Origin of the sequence: Pseudomonas sp. CDFA 610 (genome assembly GCF_021147865.1) — a bacterium.
Taxonomy (GTDB): domain Bacteria; phylum Pseudomonadota; class Gammaproteobacteria; order Pseudomonadales; family Pseudomonadaceae; genus Aquipseudomonas; species Aquipseudomonas alliivorans.
In genome coordinates this window covers 211,182-235,430 of record NZ_JAGTPM010000005.1, presented here as the reverse complement: position 1 = coordinate 235,430, position 24,249 = coordinate 211,182, and the positions used below count along the sequence as shown (strand labels likewise).

Annotated in this window: 22 protein-coding genes and 2 pseudogenes; 10 read left to right on the top strand and 14 right to left on the bottom strand. The window is 60.5% G+C overall.

Features of this window, described 5'->3' with window-relative positions; all coding sequences use genetic code 11:
* Positions 1–77 precede the first annotated feature (77 nt).
* The 7 genes and pseudogenes from KDX39_RS11105 to KDX39_RS11080 all read right to left on the bottom strand — a co-directional run bounded on the left by KDX39_RS11105 (position 78) and on the right by KDX39_RS11080 (position 7,046).
* The gene (locus KDX39_RS11105) at positions 78–1,694 is read right to left on the bottom strand and encodes an EAL domain-containing protein (protein ID WP_231660530.1); all 1,617 of its coding nucleotides are present in this window, start codon (positions 1,692–1,694) and stop codon (positions 78–80) included.
* A gap of 83 nt (positions 1,695–1,777) precedes the next feature.
* Positions 1,778–2,557 (bottom strand): N-acetylmuramoyl-L-alanine amidase, encoded by a 780-nt coding sequence (locus KDX39_RS11100; RefSeq protein WP_231660408.1) that lies wholly within the window; start codon positions 2,555–2,557, stop codon positions 1,778–1,780.
* 94 nt (positions 2,558–2,651) lie between these two features.
* Positions 2,652–3,977: pseudogene (locus tag KDX39_RS26595) on the bottom strand (GGDEF domain-containing protein); the annotation flags it as partial.
* Positions 3,978–4,183: 206 nt separating this feature from the next.
* A pseudogene (locus KDX39_RS26590) lies at positions 4,184–4,724 on the bottom strand (hypothetical protein); the annotation flags it as partial.
* Positions 4,721–5,596, bottom strand: coding sequence for an endonuclease/exonuclease/phosphatase family protein (locus tag KDX39_RS11090; protein ID WP_099230937.1), 876 nt, complete (start codon positions 5,594–5,596; stop codon positions 4,721–4,723). The gene KDX39_RS11090 and the pseudogene KDX39_RS26590, both read right to left, overlap by 4 nt.
* 9 nt (positions 5,597–5,605) lie before the next feature.
* A complete protein-coding gene (locus KDX39_RS11085) occupies positions 5,606–6,250 on the bottom strand; it encodes a thiol:disulfide interchange protein DsbA/DsbL (protein WP_231660406.1) in 645 nt (214 codons plus the stop codon).
* 175 nt (positions 6,251–6,425) lie between these two features.
* Positions 6,426–7,046, bottom strand: coding sequence for a c-type cytochrome (locus tag KDX39_RS11080; protein ID WP_231660405.1), 621 nt, complete (start codon positions 7,044–7,046; stop codon positions 6,426–6,428).
* A 351-nt stretch (positions 7,047–7,397) separates the two neighbouring features.
* On the opposite strand from KDX39_RS11080, the gene yihA reads away from it, so the two are divergent.
* Positions 7,398–8,033 carry a ribosome biogenesis GTP-binding protein YihA/YsxC gene (gene yihA / locus KDX39_RS11075; RefSeq protein ID WP_073170442.1) on the top strand — a complete coding sequence of 212 codons (636 nt, stop codon included), beginning with the start codon at positions 7,398–7,400 and terminating at the stop codon, positions 8,031–8,033.
* A gap of 243 nt (positions 8,034–8,276) precedes the next feature.
* Here the strand turns inward: yihA and polA are convergent, their stop codons facing one another.
* Positions 8,277–11,042, bottom strand: a complete 2,766-nt coding sequence (gene polA, locus KDX39_RS11070; RefSeq protein WP_231660404.1) for a DNA polymerase I — start codon at positions 11,040–11,042, stop codon at positions 8,277–8,279.
* A gap of 74 nt (positions 11,043–11,116) precedes the next feature.
* On the opposite strand from polA, the gene KDX39_RS11065 reads away from it, so the two are divergent.
* Together KDX39_RS11065 and KDX39_RS11060 are read left to right on the top strand one after the other, a co-directional pair.
* Complete coding sequence (locus tag KDX39_RS11065) at positions 11,117–11,404, top strand: DUF2782 domain-containing protein (protein ID WP_231660403.1); 288 nt, start codon at positions 11,117–11,119, stop codon at positions 11,402–11,404.
* Positions 11,405–11,438: 34 nt separating this feature from the next.
* Positions 11,439–12,389 carry a homoserine kinase gene (locus KDX39_RS11060; RefSeq protein WP_231660402.1) on the top strand — a complete coding sequence of 317 codons (951 nt, stop codon included), beginning with the start codon at positions 11,439–11,441 and terminating at the stop codon, positions 12,387–12,389.
* Positions 12,390–12,525: 136 nt separating this feature from the next.
* Here KDX39_RS11060 and KDX39_RS11055 read toward each other — a convergent pair whose 3' ends face one another.
* A complete protein-coding gene (locus tag KDX39_RS11055) occupies positions 12,526–13,464 on the bottom strand; it encodes a zinc ABC transporter substrate-binding protein (protein WP_231660401.1) in 939 nt (312 codons plus the stop codon).
* 67 nt (positions 13,465–13,531) lie between these two features.
* Between KDX39_RS11055 and KDX39_RS11050 the strand changes: the two genes are divergently transcribed.
* From KDX39_RS11050 to KDX39_RS11035, 4 genes are read left to right on the top strand one after another with little or no spacing between them, the layout of a single operon-like run.
* The gene (locus KDX39_RS11050; protein ID WP_231660400.1) at positions 13,532–14,014 is read left to right on the top strand and encodes a Fur family transcriptional regulator; all 483 of its coding nucleotides are present in this window, start codon (positions 13,532–13,534) and stop codon (positions 14,012–14,014) included.
* Positions 14,014–14,811, top strand: a complete 798-nt coding sequence (znuC, locus tag KDX39_RS11045) for a zinc ABC transporter ATP-binding protein ZnuC (RefSeq protein WP_231660399.1) — start codon at positions 14,014–14,016, stop codon at positions 14,809–14,811. The genes KDX39_RS11050 and znuC overlap by 1 nt, the downstream gene beginning before the upstream one ends.
* Positions 14,804–15,592 carry a zinc ABC transporter permease subunit ZnuB gene (gene znuB / locus KDX39_RS11040; protein WP_231660398.1) on the top strand — a complete coding sequence of 263 codons (789 nt, stop codon included), beginning with the start codon at positions 14,804–14,806 and terminating at the stop codon, positions 15,590–15,592. The genes znuC and znuB overlap by 8 nt, the downstream gene beginning before the upstream one ends.
* Positions 15,593–15,630: 38 nt before the next feature.
* Positions 15,631–16,347, top strand: a complete 717-nt coding sequence (locus KDX39_RS11035) for a PA5502 family lipoprotein (protein ID WP_184322425.1) — start codon at positions 15,631–15,633, stop codon at positions 16,345–16,347.
* Between the two features lie 150 nt (positions 16,348–16,497).
* On the opposite strand, the gene katE is transcribed toward KDX39_RS11035, so the two are convergent.
* Both katE and KDX39_RS11025 read right to left on the bottom strand, forming a co-directional pair.
* Entirely contained in the window at positions 16,498–18,645 is a 2,148-nt protein-coding gene (gene katE / locus KDX39_RS11030; RefSeq protein WP_231660397.1) for a catalase HPII, read from the bottom strand.
* Entirely contained in the window at positions 18,645–18,797 is a 153-nt protein-coding gene (locus KDX39_RS11025; RefSeq protein WP_180274445.1) for a hypothetical protein, read from the bottom strand. The genes katE and KDX39_RS11025 overlap by 1 nt, the downstream gene beginning before the upstream one ends.
* Positions 18,798–18,955: 158 nt before the next feature.
* On the opposite strand from KDX39_RS11025, the gene KDX39_RS11020 reads away from it, so the two are divergent.
* The 3 genes from KDX39_RS11020 to KDX39_RS11010 are packed head-to-tail and all read left to right on the top strand — an operon-like array spanning position 18,956 to position 21,463.
* Positions 18,956–19,963, top strand: a complete 1,008-nt coding sequence (locus KDX39_RS11020; protein WP_231660396.1) for a methionine ABC transporter ATP-binding protein — start codon at positions 18,956–18,958, stop codon at positions 19,961–19,963.
* On the top strand, positions 19,963–20,637 hold the full coding sequence (locus tag KDX39_RS11015; protein WP_083181110.1) for a methionine ABC transporter permease: 675 nt from the start codon (positions 19,963–19,965) through the stop codon (positions 20,635–20,637). Before KDX39_RS11020 ends, KDX39_RS11015 begins: the two co-directional genes overlap by 1 nt.
* 52 nt (positions 20,638–20,689) lie before the next feature.
* The gene (locus tag KDX39_RS11010; protein WP_099230960.1) at positions 20,690–21,463 is read left to right on the top strand and encodes a MetQ/NlpA family ABC transporter substrate-binding protein; all 774 of its coding nucleotides are present in this window, start codon (positions 20,690–20,692) and stop codon (positions 21,461–21,463) included.
* 198 nt (positions 21,464–21,661) lie between these two features.
* Here KDX39_RS11010 and KDX39_RS11005 read toward each other — a convergent pair whose 3' ends face one another.
* From KDX39_RS11005 to KDX39_RS10995, 3 genes are read right to left on the bottom strand one after another with little or no spacing between them, the layout of a single operon-like run.
* The gene (locus KDX39_RS11005; RefSeq protein WP_231660395.1) at positions 21,662–22,294 is read right to left on the bottom strand and encodes an SCO family protein; all 633 of its coding nucleotides are present in this window, start codon (positions 22,292–22,294) and stop codon (positions 21,662–21,664) included.
* The gene (gene cyoE, locus KDX39_RS11000; protein ID WP_231660394.1) at positions 22,291–23,190 is read right to left on the bottom strand and encodes a heme o synthase; all 900 of its coding nucleotides are present in this window, start codon (positions 23,188–23,190) and stop codon (positions 22,291–22,293) included. Before cyoE ends, KDX39_RS11005 begins: the two co-directional genes overlap by 4 nt.
* Positions 23,187–24,239 carry a COX15/CtaA family protein gene (locus KDX39_RS10995; protein ID WP_331462075.1) on the bottom strand — a complete coding sequence of 351 codons (1,053 nt, stop codon included), beginning with the start codon at positions 24,237–24,239 and terminating at the stop codon, positions 23,187–23,189. Before KDX39_RS10995 ends, cyoE begins: the two co-directional genes overlap by 4 nt.
* Between the last annotated feature and the right edge of the window lie 10 nt (positions 24,240–24,249).

Here is a 24,249-nt window from a genome sequence, read left to right as displayed (position 1 = left end):
GCCTGACACCGCGATGTCCTGAACCAGCCCTGCCGCAATCCGGTGTTCGCTATACGATCACGCCAGGTGGGAAAGCCTCACGCCACATCATTCCTGCGCCGTGTCGCGCTGCGACGGCCGCCGGTCACTCGTTCGACAAATCTGGCAGCGGTCAGTGGCCGGGCGAACAGCCAGCCCTGCCCGTAGATCACGCCCTCACTCTTGAGCAATGCAGCCTGGGATTCGAACTCGATGCCCTCGGCGATCACCTTGAGCTGCAGGGCATGGGCCATGCGGATGATATGCGGCGCAACACCGCTGCTGGCCGCATCGTGGCCCAGCGCGTCAATGAACGCCTTGTCGATCTTCAGGCAGTCCACTGGCAATGTCTGCAAGTAGGCCAGACTGCAATAACCGGTGCCAAAGTCATCGATCAGCACCTGATGGCCGCGATCACGCAACGTCTGTAAATGATTGCGCGCCACCACGACATCGATCAGACCCCGCTCCGTGACCTCGAACGCTATCTGCCGTGCCGACACCTTGTGCAGCGCCAGCAGCCGCGCGGTGAACCGACCGATGCGGGCCGACATGACATCGCAGGCGGACAGATTGACCGAGATGTACAGCTGCGGATTGGCACGCAACAAAGGCCCCAATTGCTCCAGAGTCTGTTGCAGAACGAAGTCGGTGATCTGGCGGATCTGACCGGTATTTTCTGCCAGCGGAATGAACAGGTCCGGGCTGGTCAATGTGCCGTCCGGCCGATGCCACCTCACCAGCGCCTCGGCACCGACACACTGTCGCGTACCCAGGTTGAAAATCGGCTGATAAAGCACCTTCAACTCAGCGCGGCGCAACGCACCCGTCAGCTCGGCGCCCAGCGATTTGCGCTGACGAAGCATCTGAAACGTCAGCGCCCCTACGCACAACGACACCAGCAGGCTGGCAGGAACCAGCAGCCACCACGCGCCGGTCATATCGCCGAGCAGACCGTTACGCGGCGTTATCAGGACCAGTTGGTACTCGGGACTCTGGGTCGCCATGCGGTAGATCAATTGCGTTTCAGTGATGATCAACGGTTCGCTGCCACCCGTATCCCAACCCGGAACAGGCCAGATCTGTGCGGGACCGAGTACCGGTATTGCGCGAGTTGCGTTATCCAGCACCACAAGCAGGCTGCGGCCCGGAGGGAGGTCGACCACGTCGGTCAGATGACCACGGGACGTGAACACCCGAAAATCGCCACGACCCATCACCAGCGCCGCCAGGTTGTCGTCCGGCTGCCCCGAAGTGTTCAGCCAGTAGTCATACATGGGGCCGCGAATGTCGGGTGTTCTGGTTTCGGCCAGCAGTCTTCTTCGTGGCCAGCTCGAGCAGGATCGGGCATCACCGACATAAGCGGCTTCATAGATGAAGCGGTTGCTGGAAATGACCTCTCGCAGACGTCCCAGCATCTCCGGACTGCAACGCCGCAACGGTTGATGCTCAAGCTGATCCAGCCCCGACCGCAACTGGCTGAAAAGCTGTTCGAGCCTGACCAGAAAGCGCTCACCCTGAGCGTTCATCTGCTGACTCTCGGTCTGTCGCGCCTGCTGCAATACCAGCGCCAGACTACCGGTCAACAACATGGTCGCGCTCAGCAAGGCTGCGAGCAATGCCAGCAGCCAGGGTCGGGAAAGAGTGGTTCGAAGACGCGTTGACGCAATCAGCATCGATGGATACTCAGAGAGAGTACCCATCAGTTATAGCAATAAGCGCAGAGTTGGCCCGTCGAAAAAACGGGCCGCAGTTGCACTCACTTCGTGTCGTTGAGCACCTGCAGGATGGCGGCGCTCTGCGCATCTGGTTCGCCGTCGAAACGCTCGGGCCGGTAATGCATCTGAAAAGCAGCCAGAACCTGTCGTGTAGCGGTGTCCAGCTCACCGGTCTGAGGGGTCATGTAACCCAGGCGTGCCAGTTGCTGCTGAAACCAGCCGATTGCTGGCAAGTTGTTCAGCATCAATGCCTGACGCTGTGCCACCTGCCGTTCGTCGGGCCAGACGCCAAGGCCGTCTGCGGCCAGGCGCTTCCAGGGAAACAGCGGACCCGGATCCATCTTGCGCGAAGGTGCGATGTCACTGTGGCCGATGATGTGTTTCGGCTCGATCCTGTTGCGTTTGACGATGTCCTTGAGCAGCACCTTGATCGACTGGTACTGCGCTTCGGTGTACGGATACCACAGACGGCCTGTCGGCGTTTCGGTGTAGCCGGGATTGACGATCTCGATCCCGATGGAACTGGAGTTCAGCCAGGTGCGGCCATCCCACTCGCTCTCGCCTGCATGCCAGGCGCGGGCGCTTTCATCGACGAGTTTGTAGATGGTTGCAGACGAATCATCGCCAATCAGGTAATGGCTGCTGACCTCGCCATGGGTCAGCAATTGCAGGGACCGCTCAAGGGAAGCAGAGGTGTAATGCATGACAACGTACTGGATACGTCCGTCAAAATTTGCCGAGGGGTGACTGGTGTCCAGTCTTGGACCGCTGGAGCAGGCGGTCAGGCCAAGCAGGAGAAAAGCAGCTAGGTACAACTTCATGGGTTCAAACTACGTCCGCGATTAATGCAACATCATAACAAAAGGCGCGCGAATAGCTCATGCGTCGCGTGAGCTGTTCATCCGGACCAAAGTGTCAGCCCTGTTCGACCTTGTTCCGGCCATTTTCCTTGGCCCGGTACAGCGCCTGATCGGCACGCTTGAGGGCAACTTCACTGCGCTCACCCGAGCGAAAGGCTGTCACGCCCATGGACACCGTGATGGTCACGCGCTCGCCCTTGAAATGAAACGGGCAGAGTTCGACTGTTTTCCGCAGCTCGTCCAGCAACTGCAGACCTGTGGTGACGGGCGTGGCCGGCATCAGAACCACAAACTCCTCGCCGCCGAAACGTGCCAGGAAATCACCCGGGCGCAGACGTTTCTTCAGAACACCGGCGACGATCTTCAAGACCTTGTCGCCCGCCAGATGTCCGTAGCCGTCATTGATCCGCTTGAAGTGGTCCAGATCCAGAATCCCGACCAGCAGACTGTCTTTGTGTTGTTGCCAGAGGATCGTTTCCTGTTCGAGCCGCTCGGCCCAGGCCGCACGGTTGGCAAGCCCTGTGAGCGGGTCGATCAAAGCCTTCTGGCGCTGTTCCTCAAGGTTGGTGCGAAAGGCCAGCGCCTCCTGCTCCATACTTGCCACGCGGGCGGCCAGACTTTGCAGGCGGGATGCGACTTCCTGCTCGCGCGCATCACGTTTGCGCTGGTAGTCGTCCATGGTGCTGAGCAGGCCTTCCAGACGATTGTCCAGCACCAGCTTGAGGCTGGGCAGGTCGGAGGCGTCCTGAACGCTGCTTTGCAAGCCGCCTACCTGTTCGCGCAATTGCTCGTTGAGATCGCGAACCGAAGACTCGCCCTGCGCATGGTCCTCGCTGGCCGCCTGCAGATGGCTCTGGAAGGACTCGAGCCGCTCGTTCAGTTGCTTGAGGTAGATACCGAATTCCTGCTGGCCACCGTTGTTGATCGCCAGCATCAGCACGGCCAGATCATCCAGGATCGGCAATAGCTCGTACCAGTTGAGCCCGTGCCTGAGCCGCAACTGCATGGCCTCGACCTGCGGCCGGTAGTGCTCGGACAGGGTCAGGTCGGCAAGCAGCCCCAGCAAGGTTTCTTCGATGTGTGCGGCAACCGAGCTGTAACTCGGTTCGGGCGCCGAGGGCAGGGCGTATCCATCGTCTTCGGTCGAATCATCGGCATCGCTGTCAGCATCATCCTCCGGCATCACATGCTCGCTGACTGGCACGGGTATCTGCTGAAAAGGCACGCTGGGCGTCGGCGTCAGCATGGCCTCGATATCACTGTCGAGTATGGGCTCGGGCTCGACGATCGTCGGGGCGGATGATGGATCCATTGGTGGAAGAACCGGCTCGGCAACCTGACCGATTACAGGCTCTTCAACGTCAAGCGCAGGCGCTGGCGGCTCGGAAGGAATACCCGCAACAGGTTCAGGCACGGCAGCAACTGCCGACGCAACGGGTAAGACAACGACGGCTTCCGAAGGCTCGACTGAACGATCAACAGGCATGCCGGGCTCTGGATCTTCGTGCGCGTACTGTTCTGTGTGGGGAGCGTCGCGCTCATGATCTGAAGAAGACGGTACTTCTGCGGGCGTTGAGGTATCGGGGTTGGCCTCGCCATGCTCGTCCCGTGAGCCGAACAGACGCTCCAGCAGGCCGGGCCGATGGCCTTCCTCAGGCTTCTCCAGTTGGGTCAGTGCCTTGCCTTGCAGGCTGCTCAGCTCACTGAGCAGTAAAGGCAATTCGCGAGCCTGGGAGGCGCGTTCTTCCAGGTTCTTGGCAAAACGCTTGAGCGGCTTGCGCACATCGCGCGGCAACGGCAGAGCTTGCAGTTGCGTCACCAGCGCGGCCAGGGCGGAGCTGATCTGACCGACACGCACCTCGCGCCGGTGCTCGGAGTCCAGCACGGCTTTTTCAAGACGTGGAATCAAGGCCGCAAGGCCCGCATCCATGTCGTCCTTGCGCACGATTTCGCGCATTTCCTTCATGCATTCGTCGACAGCCCGGTCAGAGCCTTCAGCTGCAAGACTGCTTCGTACCAGACCTCGCCGCAACAGGTCGAGTCGCGCATCCCAGCGCTTTTCAAGCTTGTCCTGTTGTTCGATTCCCTTGAGGTACTTCTCTCTCCAACGCTCCGCGTCGTCGCTCATGCAAGGCTTCCACCAGAGGGCACAGGCAGCGAGTCCCCACACAGTGAAGCAGGCAGGCGAATCTCGACAGCAACCGGCAGGTGATCGGAAATAGGTTGAGCCAGCACCTGGACGCGCTCGAGTGTCAGGGTCGGGCTGAGCAAAATATGATCAAGGCAGCGTTGCGGCCGCCAACTGGGGAAGGTTGCTTCGATCTGCGGGGCCAGCAAGCCCAGATCCCGCAACGGCGAATGCTCCAGCAGATCATTGGCGTGGGTGTTCATGTCGCCCATCAGGACCTGATGACGATAGCCGCCAATCAGTTCGCGGATATAGGCCAACTGTCGCGTTCGGGTACGCGTGCCGAGGGCCAGATGCATCATGACCACCACCAGCGCATCATCGCCTTCGCCGAAACGCACCAGAATCGCCCCACGCCCTGCCGGGCCGGGCAACGGGTGATCTTCGATCTTGGCCGGGCGCAGACGGCTCAACACGCCATTGCTGTGTTGAGCGAAACGGCCGAGGTTGCGATTGAGTTGCTGATACCAGTAGGGGAAAGCACCCAGCTGGGCGAGGTGCTCCACCTGATTGACGAAGCCGGAGCGCATGCTGCCGCCGTCGACTTCCTGCAAGGCAACCAGGTCGAAGTCGTGAAGCAGCTCACCGATCTTCTTGAGGTTGCCCGCCCGACCTACGTGCGGCAGCAAATGCTGCCAGCTGCGGGTCAGGTAATGCCGATAGCGTTCGGTGCTGATACCGACCTGAATATTGAAACTGAGCAACCGCAGCCTGCCATCTTCCGGCAGACCACTTTTGCTCAGATGATGTTCGTTGACCCGCGGATCATGCAGGCCAACGACTCGTTTTGTGCCCTCGCCCCAGCGGCCCATGACCGGCGCTTACTTCGCCGCCTGGTTGGCCGCCCGCTCTTTGGCGATCAACTGGTCGGCCACCTGCAGAGTGGCTTCCGGACCACCGGAGGTGCCCAGATCGAAGCGATACTTGCCATTGACGATCATCGTTGGAACGCCGGTCACTTCGTACTTCTTGGCCAGTTCCTTGTACTGCGCGATCTTGCCTTTCACAGCAAAGGAATCGAACGTGCTCAGGAATTTCTCTTTGTCGACACCTTGAGTGGCGACGAAGTCAGCCATGTCGTTCTTGTCGGTCAGGCGCTTGCCACCTTTCTGGATTGCATCGAATACTGCAGCGTGAACCTTGTGCTCTACCCCTAGCGTGTCCAGAGTGATGAACAGTTGGCCGTGAGCATCCCAAGCGCCGCCGAACATGGCAGGAATACGGACAAAATTCACGTCGGACGGCAGTTTTTCAACCCATGGATTGATGGTCGGCTCGAACGCGTAGCAATGCGGGCAGCCATACCAGAACAGCTCCACGACTTCGATCTTGCCTGGTACTGCAACAGGCACAGCGCTGCTCAGCTCGACGTATTGCTTGCCTGCCTGGGCAGGCTCGGCAGCTTGAGCGGACATACCGAAAAGACTGGCGGCAACCAGTGCGGCGCTGATGATCAGATTACGCATGCTTTACTCCTGGGCAGATTGAATCGCCTTCAAGCGACGGTGTTTTCGACCGGTCGTGAAAGCCTGAGTTCGTTAGTGTAACGCTGGCGACCACAAAAAAGGGCAGCCGTAGTGGCCCTTTTTGCAGATGCCATGAAGCCTGTCACGGCAGACGAGGGCCTGAAACCTGCTCGGCTCAGTGCAAGCCCTGAATATAGTGCGCCAGCGCCTCGATGTCCTTGGTGCTCAGTTTGGCAGCAATGGTGCGCATGACCAGGGTGTCGCCATCATTGGTTCGGTCACCTTCACGAAATGCCGTCAGCTGCTTCCTGATGTAATCGGCATGTTGGCCGCCAAGATGAGGGAAACCTGCCTGAGCATTGCCGGTGCCATCCGGCGAATGACAGCCGGTGCAGGCGGGCAGGCCTTGAGCCAGCCTGCCGCCTCGGAACAACGCTTCGCCCTGCGCCACCAGGTCCGGGGACGCAGCGCCGACACTGCCTTTCTGACGTGCGTAATAAGCGGAGATATCCGCAAGGTCTTGCTCGGTGAGGTTGTTCAGCATGCCGGTCATTTCCACGACCACGCGCGTGCCACTCTTGATCTCGCGCAGTTGTTTGAGCAGATAGCGCTCTCCCTGGCCCGCCAGTTTGGGGAAGTTGGGCGCCAGGCTGTTGCCATCGGGGCCGTGGCAGGCGCCACATACAGCGATCTTTGCCTGTCCGGCGGAAGCGTCGCCGACAGGGTCGGCAGCCTGGGCCTGGAAAGAGGCGCAGATGCCCAGCGCCAGCAGCAGACTTACGAATAATGTGTTCATCAGGTCATCCGGTCAGCCAAGGGGGGTGAAGAGTCGGGTAGCCCGTGACTTGCGTACCCAGAAGGATAGTCGGCAAATCCTGGCCACTGCTGTCCTTTCACCTTCCACACAGCGCAGCGGCATCGCCTTTGACCCTGCAACAACTGCCCTTAAGCCCGATGACTCAGCAAAAACCTTTCAGGTTGAAAGCGGACTGCGTTCTAATGCGCATATTGATTTCGCTTAACTGTGCCCGCTCCCACCGGGAGACGAAAGCACACACAAAATTTGCGGCATTATATACTCGCGCTACCCAAACGGAAACGACACCCTTGCCGCACGCCTTGCAGGCAGGGCCTCACCGGAAATCACATGCAACTCAAGAACCCCATCCTCGGTCTGTGCCAACAGGCCACCTTCATGCTCAGCGCCGCCAAGGTCGACCAGTGCCCCGACGACGAGGGTTTTGAAGTCGCGTTCGCCGGTCGTTCCAACGCCGGCAAGTCCAGCGCGCTGAACACCCTGACCCACGCCAGTCTGGCGCGCACCTCCAAGACGCCGGGGCGTACCCAGTTGCTGAACTTCTTCGGCCTGGACGAGGATCGCCGTCTGGTCGACCTGCCGGGTTACGGCTACGCCAAAGTGCCCATCCCGCTCAAGCAGCACTGGCAGCGCCACCTGGAAGCCTATCTGGGCAGCCGCGAAAGCCTGAAGGGCCTGATTCTGATGATGGACATCCGTCATCCAATGACCGACTTCGACCTGCTGATGCTGGACTGGGCAGTGGCGAGCAAGATGCCGATGCACATTCTGCTGACCAAGGCCGACAAGCTAACCTACGGCGCAGCCAAGAACACGCTGCTCAAGGTTCAGTCGGAAATCCGCAAGGGCTGGGGTGAAGCCGTCACCATTCAGCTGTTCTCGGCCCCCAAGCGCATGGGCCTGGAAGAAGCCTACACCGTGCTGGCCGACTGGATGGAACTGGAAGACAAGGCACCCGCCGAGTAAACGATGGGCAAAAAAAACCCCGGACTTCGAATGGGGAGGGGGAAGTTCCGGGGTTCAAGGTCCAGACCTTAGGGTGGGGTCCGGATATCTGCCAACACTTAACACAACATAGGAGCGCGATCAGCTTTTCAGCCAATCGCCACGTCTGACTCCTGTCTGGAGGGTTAAGTTCCAGCGATAAAGAAAAGTTCATATTTCCTACAACATTTGGCGAACTTGATGACAAGTTCGCCACTACGCCCCTTAGTGCGCTTCGTCCCAGTTGCTGCCCACACCCACTTCAACCAGCAACGGAACCGCCAATTCAGCTGCGCCGCTCATGTGCGGACGGATCTGCTCGCTGATCTGATCGACCAGATCTTCGCGTACTTCCAGCACCAGCTCGTCGTGCACCTGAAGGATGACACGCGCATCCAGGCCTGACTCATCCAGCCAGCCATTCACAGCCACCATCGCTTTCTTGATGATGTCGGCTGCGGTGCCTTGCATGGGCGCGTTGATCGCCATACGTTCCGCGCCCTTGCGCAGTGACTGGTTCTTGGCATTGATGTCAGGCAGGTACAGGCGACGCCCGAAGATGGTCTCGACGAAGCCCTGCTCAGCCGCTTGAGCCCGGGTGCGCTCCATGTAATCGAGCACGCCGGGGTAGCGGGCGAAGTAGCGATCCACGTAAGCCTGCGACTGCTTGCGGTCCACGCCGATCTGCTTGGCCAGACCAAAAGCGCTCATACCGTAAATGAGCCCGAAGTTGATCGCCTTGGCGCTGCGGCGCATGTCGTTGGTGACGTTTTCCAGTTCTACGCCAAAGACTTCCGCGGCCGTCGCACGGTGCACGTCCAGGTCGTTGCGGAAAGCGTGCAACAAGCCTTCGTCCTGCGCCAGGTGCGCCATGATCCGCAGTTCGATCTGCGAATAGTCGGCCGCCAGCAGTTTGTAGCCTTTCGGCGCCACGAACGCCTGACGGATACGACGACCTTCAGCGGTCCGGATAGGGATGTTCTGCAGGTTTGGATCACTGGACGACAGACGCCCGGTCACCGCCACGGCCTGATGGTAGGAGGTGTGGACCCGGCCGGTGCGCGGGTTGATCTGCTCAGGCAGTCGGTCGGTGTAGGTGCTCTTGAGCTTGCTCATGGAGCGGTACTGCATCAAAACCTTGGGAAGCGGGAAATCCTGCTCGGCCAGTTCGGCGAGCACGGCTTCAGCCGTCGACGGCTGGCCGGTCGCGGTCTTGCTGATGATCGGCATGCCAAGCTTTTCGTAAAGGATCACGCCCAGTTGCTTGGGTGAGCCCAGATTGAACTCTTCACCGGCGATGGCGAAGGCCTCACGCTCCAGCGCGGTCATCTTGTCGCCCAGCTCCACGCTCTGAATGCCCAGCAGGTTGGCGTCGACAAACGCACCTTGGCGTTCGATGCGCGCCAGCACCGGCACCAGGGGCATCTCGATGTCGTTCAGCACCGGTTGCAGGGTCGGAATCGCAGCCAGTCGGGCTTCGAAGACTTCGTGCAGGCGCAGGGTAAGGTCAGCTTCTTCGGCGGCATAGAGGCCAGCCTGCTCCAGAGCAATCTGATCAAAGGTCAGCTGCTTGGCGCCTTTGCCGGCAATGTCCTGAAAGTTGATCGGAGTATGCGTCAGGTACTTGGCCACCAGACTGTCACGGTCGTGGCGAGTGGCAGTGGAGTCCAGCACGTAGGATTCGAGGATCGTGTCGAACCTGACACCCTGCAGGTCAATGCCTTGGCTCTGATCGCCACCCAACGCGCAGTTGGCAAGCAGGTTGATGGCGAACTTGGCGTGCTGACCGACCTTGATCCTGCTCGGGTCTTCAAGCAGCGGCTTGAGGGCCTTGAGCACGGTGTCGCGGTCCAGTTGCTGGGGCACGCCCATGTAGGAATGGGTCAGCGGGATGTAGGCCGCCTCGTGAGTCTGGATGGCGAACGACAGGCCGACCAGTTGCGCACGCTGCGCGTCGGTGCCATTGCTCTGAGTGACGATGGCGAACAGCGGCGCAGCCTCGAGTTTCTTCAGCCAGGCATCGAACTGCGCCTGCTCGAGAATCACCTCGTACGCAGCCTCTCTGGTCACTACAGGCGCATCTTCGACCACCAGCTCCTGGCCGGCACGTTTGGCGTCGCGTTGCAGGTCCTCGATCCAGCTCTTGAATTCAAGCTCGGCGTACAACTCCATCAGCGCATCGCGATCGGGTTCGCCGCAGTGCAACTGGTCCAGCTCGATATCCAGCGGCACATCGATCTTGATGGTCGCCAGCTCATAGGACAGAAACGCCATCTCCCGATGCTCTTCAAGCTTGGCAGCGAGCGTCTTGGCGCCACGGATCGGCAGACCTGCCACCGCTTCAAGGTTGCCGTACAGTTCTTTGAGGCCACCGCCGACGCCAACCAGCAGACCGACGGCTGTTTTCTCGCCCACGCCGGGAACGCCGGGAATGTTGTCAACCTTGTCGCCCATCAGCGCGAGGAAATCGATGATGTGCTCAGGACCGACACCGAATTTCTCTTTGACGCCAGCGACGTCCAGCACACTGCCGGTCATGGTGTTGACCAGTGTAATGTGGCCATCGACCAACTGCGCCATGTCCTTGTCGCCGGTGGAGATGATCACCGGACGATCGGCTGCCGCGCTGCTGCGCGCCAGGGTACCGATCACGTCGTCCGCCTCTACGCCTTCGACGCACAACAGCGGGTAGCCCAGGCCTTTGACACACGCGTGCAGCAGATCGACCTGCACGCGCAGGTCATCCGGCATGCTGGGACGATTGGCCTTGTATTCGGCGTACAACGTGTCGCGAAAAGTGCCGCCCTTGGCATCGAACACCACCGCAAACGGGCTTTCCGGGTATTGCCGACGCAGGCTCTTGAGCATGTTCAGCACGCCTTTGACGGCGCCGGTCGGCAACCCTTTGGACGTGGCCAGTGGAGGCAGCGCGTGAAAGGCACGGTAGAGATAAGAAGAACCGTCCACCAGGACGAGGGGTGCTTGGCTCATGAGCAGAATCAACCTTTTCGGCGGGTCCGGCGCTAGAATGCGAGGACCATTGACGACAAAGGGACAAGGTTATCATGCGCAAGACAAATCGACTGTTGTTGACCGGCCTGTTGGTAATCTGTCCTTTGTTCGCAATGGGCGCTGAAGATTCGCCCTCGGCGGCTCCGGACGTCACGATCCGCACCGACGGCGACAAGACCATCCAGGAGTACCGCCAGAACGGCTTCCTGTATGCGGTGAAGATCACGCCCAAGCATGGCAAACCCTATTTTCTGGTGCGCGCCGATGGTACAAGCCCCAACTTCATCCGTTCGGACCAACCGGACATGCTGATCCCGCAGTGGGAAATATTCAGCTGGTAACACCTTACATTCACTTATTGCTGGCAGTCCTGATATGTCCGTCTTTACCCCACTGGCTCGGCCCGAGCTGGAAACATTCCTCGCCCCCTATGGGCTCGGCCGTCTGCACGACTTTCAAGGCATTGCCGCCGGTAGCGAAAACACCAACTACTTCATCAGCATGGAGCAGGGCGAGTTCGTTCTGACGCTGGTCGAGCGTGGTCCTGTGCAGGAAATGCCGTTCTTCATCGAGTTGCTGGACGTGCTGCACGACGCCGATCTGCCGGTGCCCTACGCCTTGCGTACCACTGACGGCCAGGCATTGCGCGAGCTGGCGGGCAAACCGGCGCTCCTGCAGCCGCGCCTGCCGGGCAAGCACATCAGCCAGCCGAACACGCAGCATTGCGCACAGATCGGTGATCTGCTGGCCAACCTGCATTTGGCGACACGCGAGCACGTGCTGGAACGCAAGACCGATCGCGGTCTGGACTGGATGCTGAGCGAGGGTCGCAATTTCCTGTCGCATCTGGGTGATGCGCAGAACGCCTTGCTGGATCAGTCGCTGCAGGAAATCGAAGACCTCAAGCCGCAGATTCTGGCGCTGCCACGGGCCAACCTGCATGCAGACATGTTTCGCGACAACGTGTTGTTCGAAGGCACACACCTGACCGGACTCATCGATTTCTACAACGCCTGTTCAGGGCCGATGCTCTACGACCTGGCCATTGCGCTGAACGACTGGTGCTCCCGTGAGGACGGCCAGATCGACCCGGTTCGCGCCCGCGCCATGCTGGGTGCCTACGCGGCCCTGCGGCCGTTCAATGCGGCTGAAGCCAAACTCTGGTCAACCATGCTGCGCGTTGGCTGCGTGCGTTTCTGGCTGTCACGCCTGATCGCGGCAGACACCTTTGCCGGACAGGACGTGCTGATTCACGACCCCGCAGAGTTCGAACAGCGCCTGGCACAGCGTCAGGAAACACATATACCGCTGCCGTTCGCGCTGTAAACGATCGCCAACTGTGGGAGGCGACTTGCTTTTTCTGAAGCGACACACCGGTGACTGAACGGACGCCATCGCCGGCAAGCCGCCTCCCACAGGGTATGCGTTCAGAGCGTGGAGCGTAGGCGTGATCAGTGGCTGTTCAAATTCCCGACAGACACCTACTCAGATCGTCCGCCAGTTTCTGCACGACCTGCTCGTAACCCTGTGCGGTCGCTGGCGTGTAGCCGCCCAGCGCATCCAGCTCGGCCAGTTTGACCGGCAGGCCTGCGCTCAGGGTTTCCGCCAGGCGCGGCCGCAGCGGAGGTTCGCTGAACACACACGTCTTGCCGGCTTCTTTCAAGCGCTCACGCATCGCCGCCACATGCTGGGCACCGGGCTGGATTTCGGCAGCGATGGCAAATACGCCAGTGTGCTTGAGGCCGTACGCCTCTTCGAAATAATCAAACGCTTCGTGGAACACGAAAAACGGTTTATCCGTGACGGCGCTCATCTGCTTCTTGATGCCGCTGTCCAGCGCATCCAGCCGCTTGGCGAACGCCTCGGCATTACTTGTGTAACGCGCCGCGTTGGCCGGATCCGCGACACCAAGGTCCGACGCCATCTTTGCGGCGATTACCCGAGCGTTTATGGTCGATAGCCACAGGTGCGAGTCGAGACTGCCGGGCATGTGATCGTGGTCGTGTTCATCCGCGCCATGTCCATGGTCGTCATGGTCATCGTGCGAGGCGTTGTCTGCACCGAAGTGGCGTAAATGCATGCCGGGCAAGGTCTGCACGGCAACAGACGGGAGGCTGCGTCCCTCAAGAACACGTGGCAGGAAGGTTTCCATGCCCGGGCCGATCCAGTAGAGCAACTGCACATCCCTGACGCGCCGTACGTCGGATGGCCGCAGCGCATAGTTATGTGGCGATGCGCCCGGCGGCAGCAACACCTCAGGCGTACCGACACCCTCCTGCACAGCCGCGGCAATCAGCTGCAGCGGCTTGATGCTGGTCAGGACCCTGACCTCGGCCTGGGCGGAAGAGACGGCCAGCAGACTGGCCCACAAAATGACGCAAAGGTTAAGAAAACGGCGCACGTAAAACACTCATATCGGGCGGGAACAGGTAACATAATAACGTCTCTGGCAAATATCGTCGCTGCTCATGCCCAATACTCCCCTGGCTAGTCGCCCTCATGATCACTCCCACTGCGTGCATTCGGCTCTCGCCGAAGCCGATGCGCTGTGCGCCAGACAAGGTCTGCGCCTGACCGCATTGCGCCGTCGCGTGCTGGAGCTGGTCTGGCAAAGTCACAAGCCGCTGGGTGCCTACGACATCCTCGCGGTCCTGAGCGAAGAAGATGGCCGTCGCGCGGCGCCGCCGACGGTTTACCGCGCCCTGGATTTCCTGCTGGAAAACGGTCTGGTCCATCGCATCGCGTCCCTTAACGCCTTCACCGGCTGCAACCACCCGACGCACGCGCATCAGGGCCAGTTCCTGATTTGCCGCGAGTGCCATGCCGCCATTGAGCTGCAACATCAGGCCATCAGTAACGCCGTGGTCAGTGCGGCGGTTGAAGTCGGTTTCGAAGTCGAAGGTCAGACGGTCGAAATCGTCGGGATCTGCGCTGGCTGCAAGGCCGCCTGATGAGTGATGCACTGATTCGCCTGGAACAGGTGGCCGTCACGCTGTCCGGGCAAAACGTGCTGGACAACATTCAGCTGAGCGTCAAACCCGGCGAGATAGTGACGCTGATCGGCCCCAACGGCGCAGGCAAGACCACGCTGGTACGTGCCGTGCTGGGCCTGCTCAAGCCCGACTCGGGCAGCGTGTGGCGCAAACCGAAGCTGCGCATCGGTTACATGCCGCAGAAACTGCATATCGACCAGACCCTGCCGCTGTCCGTGTTGCGCTTCCTGCGTCTGGTTCCCGGCGTAGACCGTGCGGCTGCCATGACCGCGCTGGAAGAAGTCGGCGCCGAAAAAGTCATCGACAGCCCGCTTCAGGGGATCTCCGGCGGTGAGATGCAACGCGTTCTGCTGGCCCGTGCCCTGTTACGCAAACCGGAGCTCCTGGTGCTCGACGAGCCGGTGCAGGGTGTCGATGTGGCCGGACAGGCCGAACTGTACAGCCTGATCACCCGCCTGCGCGACCGTCATCAGTGTGGCGTGCTGATGGTGTCCCACGATCTGCATCTGGTGATGAGCACGACCGATCAGGTGGTGTGCCTGAACCGCCACGTCTGCTGCTCGGGGCATCCTGAACAGGTCAGCCACGACCCGGCGTTCGTCGAGCTGTTCGGCAAGAACGCACAGAGTCTGGCGATTTATCACCACCATCACGACCACGCCCACGATCTGCATGGCGAAGTCGTGAGCGATGCTTCGAATGCGACAGCGCATTCCCACACTCATGTTCATGGAGACAGCTGCAAGCATGGCTGATTTTCTACTGTATGCCTTGCTCGCAGGCGTTGCTCTGGCCGTGGTTGCAGGCCCGCTGGGGTCATTCGTGGTCTGGCGGCGCATGGCGTACTTCGGTGACACCCTGTCTCATGCCGCCTTGCTGGGCGTGGCACTGGGCTTTCTGCTGGATGTCAGTCCGACCATCGCAGTGACCTGCGGCTGCCTGTTGCTAGCGGTGCTGCTGGTCACGCTGCAACAGCGTCAGCCGCTGGCGTCGGACACCCTGCTGGGCATTCTCGCGCCGAGTACGCTGTCCCTCGGACTGGTGGTGCTGAGCTTCATGCATGAAGTGCGTATTGACCTGATGGCGTATCTGTTCGGCGATCTGCTGGCGATCAGCCCGGCCGATCTGGCCTGGATTCTGGGTGGCAGCACGCTGGTGCTGGTGATGATCGTGGCCCTGTGGCGACCGTTGCTGGCCGTGACCGTGCACGAAGAACTGGCGAAGGTCGAGGGCCTTCCCGTGGCTGCCCTGCGTATGGCGCTGATGCTGTTGATCGCGGTGGTGATTGCGGTGGCGATGAAAATCGTCGGTGTTTTGCTGATCACGTCACTGCTGATCATCCCGGCGGCTGCGGCACAACGTCACGCGCGTTCGCCGGAGCAGATGGCACTCGGCGCGAGCCTGCTGGGCGTGACGGCGGTGTGTATTGGACTATCGTTATCGTGGTTCAAGGACACCCCGGCCGGACCGTCTATAGTGGTATCCGCTGCGGCGTTGTTCTTGCTCAGCTTTGTTCTCCCCAAGCGAGCGGTGTAGACTTGCTCGTTTTTTGCGCAAACTAGAGAATCGCAGGAATGAAGCCGCTCGCCCCACGCCATCTGCTGCTGATCGCCTTTTCCATCCTGTTGGGTGCCTGTCAGAGTGCGCCCACGGTCGAGACGCCCGCGGCGGAAGCTCAGCCGAGCGGGTTCGCACAGCTTGATCAAAGCATCACCAGCAATGAGCTGGCGACAGCCGAAGATCAGCTCGCGGCCTTGCAGGCAGCGGCTCCCACCGACATTCGCCTGGAGGCTTTCCAGCGTCGATTGGCAGAAGCCTATTTAAGTCGCAGCCAGATCGGCCTGCAGAAAGGTGACATGAACGCCGCCGCCAACGCCCTGAGCCGTGCACGTGCACTGATGCCCAAGGCACCGGCACTCACCAGCGGCGTGAATGGCGCTATCGCGCACGCCCGCAAGGCTGAGCTGGAAAAGGCAGAAGCTGAATTGCGCGAAGCCGAAGCGCGTCGCGTGGCGAAACTGATCGATCCATCGGCCATGAGCACCACCATCGACCTGAAAATCGGCGACATGCCGAAACTGCGTCGTCAGCTGGATGACATCGCGGCAGATACCGTGGCGTTCAACTGTGACGTGCTTCTGGTCGTGCCGCGCACCGACGATTACCCGTGGTTGGCGACATTGCTGACCAAGCGTGTGGTGAAGATCAATCCGGACTTCGAACTGGACATGAGCCGCCAGATCAATCGCAAGGAACAGGCTTACATCGTTCTGAAGCCGGCCAGGTCCTGATCCGGCGTTCATCACTGAACATGACCGTGCCAATGCACCGCGTTGGCATGCGACCCTTAACGCCTGGCGTCATATTCGAAAGCAGACGCTGACCGTCCCAAGAGGCATTCCCACGCAAAGCGTGGGAATGCTCATCAGACCGCTAGATCCTCAAGCCGGGACAGCCTTGGCTTTCGGCTCACGCGCCCAGACACGGTGCTGTGCAATGGCGTCGAAGAACGCTTCGAACGAAGCGCTATCCGATACGCACAGCAGGCCAGCGTCTTCATCCAGATGCAGCAGCTTCAACAACTCTTTGGCCTCTCCAGACAGCGAGATGGCCTTGAGGTGCTTGTAGGCTTCCAGGATGAAGTGCAGCGCCACACCGTCGGTGCTCAACGCTTTCACCGAATCGGCACCACCCGGCACGAACACCGCGTCGAACGCTACCGATGGCAGACCTTCGGCTGAAGCATCGACCGGCAGGCTCTTGCCATCGGCCGTTTTGACCGGAGCAGAGGTCGGGCCGAGTACCTTGGCATGTGCGCCTTTTGCTTCCAGTGCCGCCTTCATCGCATCGACCGCTTTGCCGTCAACGCCGTTGGCAACCAGAATCGCCACTTTGCGCGAAGCGATATCACCGGACAGCAGATTGTCCTGGCTCAGTGCTGGGGACTCTTTCAACGAGGTCTTGCGCACATCGACAGTGCCTTTGGTCGGCGCTGGCAGACCCAGGTTCGCCGCGACACGGCTGGCGAGTTCCAGATCGATATTGGCCAGAATCTCGTTGACCTGGCGGGCACGGATGTACTCGCGCTCGACCTTGCCCAACTCGAAGCTGTAGGCCGCAATGATGTGCTCTTTCTCGTGGTGGCTCATGCTATTGAAGAACAGCGTGGCCTGGGAGAAGTGATCGCCGAACGACTCGCTGCGCTCACGGACCTTGTGCGCTTCGACGCGCTCGGGATAGGTCTCGAAACCGCCATCAACGGCCGCCGCTGGAGTTTCTTTAGGCCAGCCGCCATCGATCGAGTTCGGTTCGTAGGAAGCGCGGCCCTTGTCGATGGTGGTGCGATGCTGCGCGTCACGCTGGCCGTTATGGTTCGGCGAGACTGGACGGTTGATCGGGATCTCGTGGAAGTTCGGCCCACCCAGACGGCTGATTTGCGTATCGGTGTAGGAGAACAGACGACCTTGCAGCAGCGGATCGTTGGAGAAATCGATGCCTGGCACCACGTGGCCCGGGCAGAACGCGACCTGTTCGGTCTCGGCAAAATAGTTGTCCGGATTACGGTTGAGCACCATCTTGCCCAGCGGCGTGACCGGCACCAGTTCCTCGGGAATGATCTTGGTCGGGTCCAGCAGGTCGAAGTCGAACTTATGCTCGTCTTCTTCGGACACGATCTGTACGCCCAGCTCCCACTCGGGATAGTCGCCCATCTCGATGGATTCCCACAGGTCGCGGCGGTGGAAGTCGGTGTCTTTACCGGCCAGCTTCTGGGCTTCATCCCAGACCAGCGAGCAGACGCCATACTTCGGTTTCCAGTGGAATTTCACGAAGCTGGATTTGCCGTCGGTGTTGATCATGCGGAAGGTGTGGATACCGAAGCCCTGCATGGTGCGCAGGCTTTTCGGAATGGCACGGTCAGACATCGTCCACAGCACCATGTGCGCGGATTCAGGGACCAGCGAGACGAAGTCCCAGAACGTGTCGTGAGCCGACCCGCCGGTAGGGATTTCGTTGTGCGGCTCAGGCTTCACGGCATGCACAAAGTCCGGGAACTTGATGGCATCCTGAATGAAGAAGATCGGCATGTTGTTGCCGACCAGGTCGAAGTTGCCTTCTTCGGTGTAGAACTTGACTGCAAAGCCGCGCACGTCACGCACGGTATCGCCCGATCCGCGTGGACCCTGTACGGTTGAGAAACGCACGAACACCGGGGTTTTGTGGCCCGGATCACGCAGAAACCCTGCCTTGCTCAGCGCGCCGTGGTTTTCATACGTCTGGAAATAACCATGTGCCGCCGTGCCACGGGCGTGGACGATACGCTCAGGGATGCGCTCATGGTCAAAGTGCGTGATCTTTTCACGCATGATGAAATCTTCGAGCAGCGATGGACCGCGGCTGCCCACTTTGAGGGTGTTCTGGTTGTCGGCAATCTTCACACCCTGATTGGTGCGCAGCGCCTGTTGAGTAGCGTCGGAACGGAATTGCTCGAGACTGTCCAGCTTGGCGTTGGTGTTGCCACGATCCAGTGTGTCGGTGCCGGCCAATTCGCTCTTGGACGTTTCGGTCACCGGCTTTTTCTCGTTAGCCATCAGAAAAACTCCTCATTTTCGACCCAATCATAGAGTTGGGTTCGCTGAATACGACTCCCTGGGCGTTTGCCGGAAATCACGGTATCCATGAAGTGACCGGGTTGAAAAACAGCCGTTCCGTTTATTTTTTGATCGTTGGCACCAGCGGTCATGTTATGTCCGTCTGGCAGGTCATCCTGCAAATAAATGCTAAGCACAGCGGGCCGGACAGGCTAAAATGCGCGCCCGGCTCAATCCGGCCGAGGTAACGAAGCAAGCAGGCACCGCCCGCTGCGCTGATTTTTTAACGCGCCCCCACAAGGTTCGCTCCGTGATCGAGTTTCATAACGTCCACAAAACCTATCGGGTGGCAGGCAAGGAAATTCCGGCCCTGCACCCCACCAGCCTGCGCGTCGAAGACGGCCAGGTCTTCGGCCTGATCGGTCATTCCGGTGCCGGCAAAAGCACGCTGCTGCGCCTGATCAACCGCCTGGAAACGCCCAGCGGCGGACAGATCGTGGTTGACGGTGAAGACGTCACTGCGCTGGACGCCAATGGCCTGCGTCGTTTTCGTCAGCAGGTCGGGATGATCTTCCAGCACTTCAATCTGCTGGCGTCCAGGACCGTGGCCGACAACGTCGCCATGCCGCTGACCCTGGCCGGCGACATGCCGCGCAGCCAGATCGACCAGCGCGTTGCCGAGTTGCTGGAGCGGGTTGGACTGTCCGATCACGCGAAAAAATACCCGGCGCAATTGTCGGGTGGCCAGAAGCAGCGCGTCGGCATTGCCCGCGCCCTCGCCACCAAACCGAAGATTCTGCTGTGCGACGAAGCCACCAGCGCACTGGACCCGCAGACCACGGCGTCGGTCCTGCAACTGCTGGCCGAGATCAACCGCGAACTGAAGCTGACTATCGTGCTGATTACCCACGAGATGGACGTGATTCGTCGTGTCTGCGATCAGGTCGCCGTCATGGACGCTGGCGTGATTGTTGAACAGGGCAAGGTGGCCGATGTGTTTCTGCATCCGCAGCACCCGACCACCAAACGCTTCGTGCAGGAAGACGAGCAGATCGATGAAAACGAGCAACGCGACGACTTCGCCCACGTTCAGGGCCGTATCGTGCGCCTGACCTTTCAGGGCGAGGCGACCTATGCACCGCTGCTGGGCACCGTGGCGCGGGAAACCGGCGTCGATTACAGCATCCTGGCCGGTCGTATCGACCGCATCAAGGACACCCCTTACGGGCAACTGACGCTGGCCATTACCGGCGGCGACATGGACGCTGCCTTCGCGCGCTTCACCGCTGCCGATGTCCACATGGAGGTGCTGCGCTGATGGACGCCTTTCTGAACCTGTTCTCCAACGTCGACTGGTACGAAATCTGGGTTGCTACCGGCGATACCCTGATCATGCTGAGTGTTTCGCTGGGCTTCACCATCCTGCTCGGTCTGCCGCTGGGCGTGTTGATGTTCCTGACCTCGCCACGCCAGTTGCTGGAACACAAACAGCTGTACGCCACGGTCGGCCTGATCGTGAACATGCTGCGTGCCTTGCCGTTCATCATCCTGCTGATCGTGATGATGCCGCTGACCGAGATCATTACTGGTACGTCGCTGGGTATTCTGGGCACGTTGCCGCCTTTGATTGCAGGCGCCACGCCGTTCTTTGCGCGGCTGGTGGAAACCGCCCTGCGTGAAGTCGACCGCGGCATCATCGAAGCCACTCAGGCCATGGGGGCCACCACCCGGCAGATCATCCTCAAGGCGCTGCTGCCCGAGGCGCGGCCTGGTATTCTCGCGGCGATCACGGTCACTGCCATTGCGCTGGTGTCGTTTACCGCCATGGCCGGTGCGGTCGGTGCAGGCGGGTTGGGCGATCTGGCCATTCGTTATGGATACCAACGTTTTCAGAACGATGTGATGTTCGTGACGGTCGTATTGTTGCTGGTGCTGGTGCAGATTCTGCAAACCGTCGGTGACAGACTGGTCGCACACTTCACACACCGTTGATCGAATCAGTTGGCATCGGCCTGCCGAAGGCGGGCCTCAAAGGAGTTGTTGCATGAAAAAGCTATTGGCCGTATTTGCCGCCGTAACCGCACTGTCCGCGCAGGCCAACGAAACCCTGACCGTCGCAGCCTCGGCCGTGCCCCACGCCGAGATCCTGGAGTTCGTCAAACCGGCCTTGGCCAAAGAAGGCGTGGACCTGAACATCAAGGTCTTCAACGACTACATTCAGCCGAACGTGCAGGTTTCGCAGAAGCGCATGGATGCCAACTTCTTCCAGCACCAGCCTTACCTGGATGAGTTCAACAAGGGCAAGGGCACCGATCTGGTGGCCGTGACCAAGGTTCACGTTGAGCCGTTCGGTGCTTACTCCGACAAGTTCAAGAAGCTGGATGAGCTGCCAAACGGTGCCAACGTCGCGCTGCCCAACGACGCCACCAACGAAGGTCGTGCGCTGTTGCTGCTGGCCAAGGCCGGTCTGATCACCCTGAAGGATCCGACCAGCATTCTGTCCAAGCCTTCGGATGTGGTGAACAACCCGAAAGACCTGAAATTCCGCGAACTGGAAGCCGCCACGCTGCCTCGCGTGCTGACTCAGGTCGATCTGGCGCTGATAAACACCAACTACGCGCTGAGTGCCAAGCTTGATCCGACTAAAGACGCGCTGATCATCGAAGGTGCCGAGTCGCCTTACGCCAACATTCTGGTTGCCCGCCCGGACAACAAGGACTCGGACGCGATGAAGAAACTGGCCGCCGCGCTGACCAGCCCGGAAGTCAAAACCTTCCTGGCCGAGAAGTACAAAGGCGCTGTGGTTCCGGCGTTTTGATGGGCACAGCCCCCTGACCGCTGCATGTCGACGAACTGCATGCCAACGAACAGTGGGAGATACCGCAGCCTTTTCGGGGCTGCGCTGTCTTGCGGCGAACACGGGATGTCGTCCTGAACCGACCTGTCGGTGACTGAACTGAGGCCATCGCCAGCCAGCAGCCTCCCACAGAATATGCGCTCAGTCAGACACCACACCTCAATCCCTTTCCAGTAACACTGGCAACTGCGCCACCAGCTTTTGCGCGTTAAGCGGCGAGCGGATGAAGCCGCGCTGTCTGCCGTCAGGGCCGATCAGGGCCAGATTACCGCTGTGATCGACGGTGTAACCCGGCTTGCTGGTGTCTGCCGGAATGAACGGAATGCTCAGTGCGCTGGCCAGTTTCTGAATGTCCGCCACAGGCGCGGTCAGGCCGATGTAACGAGGGTCGAAGTAGCCCAGGTACTGCTTGAGCTGCTGCGGCGTGTCGCGATTGGGGTCGACGCTGACCAGCACCACGCGCATGTTGTCCACGGCCTCCTGCGGCAGCTTCGTTCTGATGTCACGCAGCTGCGCCAGCGTAGTGGGGCAGATGTCCGGGCAATAGGTGTAGCCGAAGAACACCAGCGTCCATTTACCCTTCAACTCGTCCACGGCCACCGGTGCGCCGTTCTGATCGCTCATGCTCAACGAAGGCAGGCTGCGGCTTTGCGGCAGCAGGATGACGCCTGCGTCGATCAACGCTGTCTGGTCTCCAGGGCCTTTGCCGGACAGCACACGGTTGATGGTCAGGCCCATGATCAGGGCAACGACAGCGACAAGGATAAAAACGGTTTTCTGGGTTCGGGTCATGGCATCAACGGTAAGTAATGATCGGCGAGCAGCGCGATGAACAGCAGGAACAGGTACCACACAGAGTACTTGAACGTGTCGATCGCCGCGTGCGGTCGAGTGCCACGGTACAGCACCCAGCTCCATTGCAGGAAGCGCAACCCCAGCGCGAGTGCGCAGAGCAGGTACAGCAGGCCGCTCATGTGAATCACGTACGGCAGCAGACTGACCGCCAGCAGGATGCAGGTGTACAGCACGATATGCAGCTTGGTGTAGGGCTCGCCGTGAGTCACCGGCAGCATCGGGATAGCGACACTGGCGTATTCAGCCTTGCGGTGAAGAGCCAGCGCCCAGAAGTGCGGCGGCGTCCACGCGAAGATGATCAACATCAACAGCAAGGGTTCGGCACTGACCTGACCGGTCACCGCTACCCAGCCCAACAACGGCGGCGCGGCCCCGGCCAGCCCGCCGATGACGATGTTCTGCGGCGTGGCGCGCTTGAGAAAGCCGGTGTAGACCACCGCGTAACCCAGCAGCGACGCCAGCGTCAGCCAGGCGGTCAGGGCGTTGATGAAAATGAACAGCAGCGCCTGACCCGACAGCGCCAGCAGCAGCGCGAAGCTCAGTGCCGCGACAGGCGGGACGCGTCCCTGAGCAATCGGCCGACGATGCGTGCGCGCCATCTGTGCGTCGATGCGCCGGTCCACTACATGATTCACGACAGCCGCGCCTGCTGCGCACAGTCCGACGCCCAGATTACCGATGATCAACGTCGTCCATGGCACCGCCGTGTCAGTGGCCAGAAGCATGCCGATCATGGACGTGATCAGCATCATCAGGACCACCTTGGGCTTGGTCAGCTCAAGGTAGTCCTGCCACAGGCTGTACCGCGAACGCTGGCGGGTCAGTAACGTCATCTCAACGCATCTCTCGATGTCAGGCTCGGACGGGTGATCTCTGCCAACGCGCCATGCTGGAGACGCGGCAATGGCGCTGCAACGCGGTAGTTGATCAAGGTCATGCACAGCATCAGAGCCGCTCCGCCCGCACTGTGTGCCACCGCAAGGACCAGAGGCAGGTGCAGCAGCACGTTGCCCAGCCCGAACAGCAGTTGCCCCCCGAGTGCCGACACCAGCAGCAGCGCCAGCCGCGTGAGACCGACCCGCCTGAGCTGCCAGGCCAGTGCGAGCAGGGTCAGCGAGACGAGCACCGCGCCCATCCGGTGCGTGAGGTGAATGGCGGTACGGGCCTCACTGTCGAGATGGCCACCCTGATAATTGGGGCCGATGTGCTGGGTCAGATGAAACGCATTGCTAAAGTCGGCCTCCGGCCACCAGCGGCCCTGACAGGTAGGCAGGTCCGTGCAGGCCATCGCGGCGTAATTGGCGCTCACCCAGCCACCCAGCGCGATCTGCAAGGCGACGAGGATCAACCCGAGCACTGCCAGCACTCTCAGGCGCGCAGGCACTCGAGGCAGAACAGGGCGGGCGCCTCTCAGGCGCAGGCTCAGCAGGAACGACAGGCTCAAGGTTGCGACGCCGCCCAGCAGATGAACAGCGACCACCTGCGGCCAGAGCTGCAGCGTAACGGTCCACATGCCGAACGCCGCCTGCGCGGCCACGATGCCCAGCAGTCCCGCTGCCAGCCCGAACGGATGCCCCGCCAGATGCCGGTGCCTCCAGGCCTGCGCCGCCAGCAGCAGGATAAGCAGCGTCAGACCACCGGCGAAATAACGGTGGGTCATCTCGCTCCAGCCTTTGTCCGCCTCCACTGGCGTGTCCGGAAAATTAAGCTGCGCATGCTCAAGTTGCTGCTCGGTGCCGGGCACACCGATGAAGCCGTAACAGCCCGGCCAGTCTGGGCATCCCAGCCCTGCGTGGGTCAGGCGCGTGTAGGCACCGAGCATCACGACCACCAGTGCAAGTACGGTAGCCAGTAACGCGAGACGAAATCCGGGGCGGGTCATGACCACCTCC

What these genes read in the sequence shown, in the direction of transcription:
- KDX39_RS11105 (WP_231660530.1), bottom strand. Translation starts at nt 1,694, where the DNA reads ATGCTGATTGCGTCAACGCGTCTTCGAACCACTCTTTCCCGACCCTGG.
- KDX39_RS11100 (WP_231660408.1), bottom strand. Translation starts at nt 2,557, where the DNA reads ATGAAGTTGTACCTAGCTGCTTTTCTCCTGCTTGGCCTGACCGCCTGC.
- KDX39_RS11090 (WP_099230937.1), bottom strand. Translation starts at nt 5,596, where the DNA reads ATGGGCCGCTGGGGCGAGGGCACAAAACGAGTCGTTGGCCTGCATGAT.
- KDX39_RS11085 (WP_231660406.1), bottom strand. Translation starts at nt 6,250, where the DNA reads ATGCGTAATCTGATCATCAGCGCCGCACTGGTTGCCGCCAGTCTTTTC.
- KDX39_RS11080 (WP_231660405.1), bottom strand. Translation starts at nt 7,046, where the DNA reads ATGAACACATTATTCGTAAGTCTGCTGCTGGCGCTGGGCATCTGCGCC.
- yihA (WP_073170442.1), top strand. Translation starts at nt 7,398, where the DNA reads ATGCAACTCAAGAACCCCATCCTCGGTCTGTGCCAACAGGCCACCTTC.
- polA (WP_231660404.1), bottom strand. Translation starts at nt 11,042, where the DNA reads ATGAGCCAAGCACCCCTCGTCCTGGTGGACGGTTCTTCTTATCTCTAC.
- KDX39_RS11065 (WP_231660403.1), top strand. Translation starts at nt 11,117, where the DNA reads ATGCGCAAGACAAATCGACTGTTGTTGACCGGCCTGTTGGTAATCTGT.
- KDX39_RS11060 (WP_231660402.1), top strand. Translation starts at nt 11,439, where the DNA reads ATGTCCGTCTTTACCCCACTGGCTCGGCCCGAGCTGGAAACATTCCTC.
- KDX39_RS11050 (WP_231660400.1), top strand. Translation starts at nt 13,532, where the DNA reads ATGCCCAATACTCCCCTGGCTAGTCGCCCTCATGATCACTCCCACTGC.
- znuC (WP_231660399.1), top strand. Translation starts at nt 14,014, where the DNA reads ATGAGTGATGCACTGATTCGCCTGGAACAGGTGGCCGTCACGCTGTCC.
- znuB (WP_231660398.1), top strand. Translation starts at nt 14,804, where the DNA reads ATGGCTGATTTTCTACTGTATGCCTTGCTCGCAGGCGTTGCTCTGGCC.
- KDX39_RS11035 (WP_184322425.1), top strand. Translation starts at nt 15,631, where the DNA reads ATGAAGCCGCTCGCCCCACGCCATCTGCTGCTGATCGCCTTTTCCATC.
- katE (WP_231660397.1), bottom strand. Translation starts at nt 18,645, where the DNA reads ATGGCTAACGAGAAAAAGCCGGTGACCGAAACGTCCAAGAGCGAATTG.
- KDX39_RS11025 (WP_180274445.1), bottom strand. Translation starts at nt 18,797, where the DNA reads ATGACCGCTGGTGCCAACGATCAAAAAATAAACGGAACGGCTGTTTTT.
- KDX39_RS11015 (WP_083181110.1), top strand. Translation starts at nt 19,963, where the DNA reads ATGGACGCCTTTCTGAACCTGTTCTCCAACGTCGACTGGTACGAAATC.
- KDX39_RS11010 (WP_099230960.1), top strand. Translation starts at nt 20,690, where the DNA reads ATGAAAAAGCTATTGGCCGTATTTGCCGCCGTAACCGCACTGTCCGCG.
- KDX39_RS11005 (WP_231660395.1), bottom strand. Translation starts at nt 22,294, where the DNA reads ATGACCCGAACCCAGAAAACCGTTTTTATCCTTGTCGCTGTCGTTGCC.
- cyoE (WP_231660394.1), bottom strand. Translation starts at nt 23,190, where the DNA reads ATGACGTTACTGACCCGCCAGCGTTCGCGGTACAGCCTGTGGCAGGAC.
- KDX39_RS10995 (WP_331462075.1), bottom strand. Translation starts at nt 24,239, where the DNA reads ATGACCCGCCCCGGATTTCGTCTCGCGTTACTGGCTACCGTACTTGCA.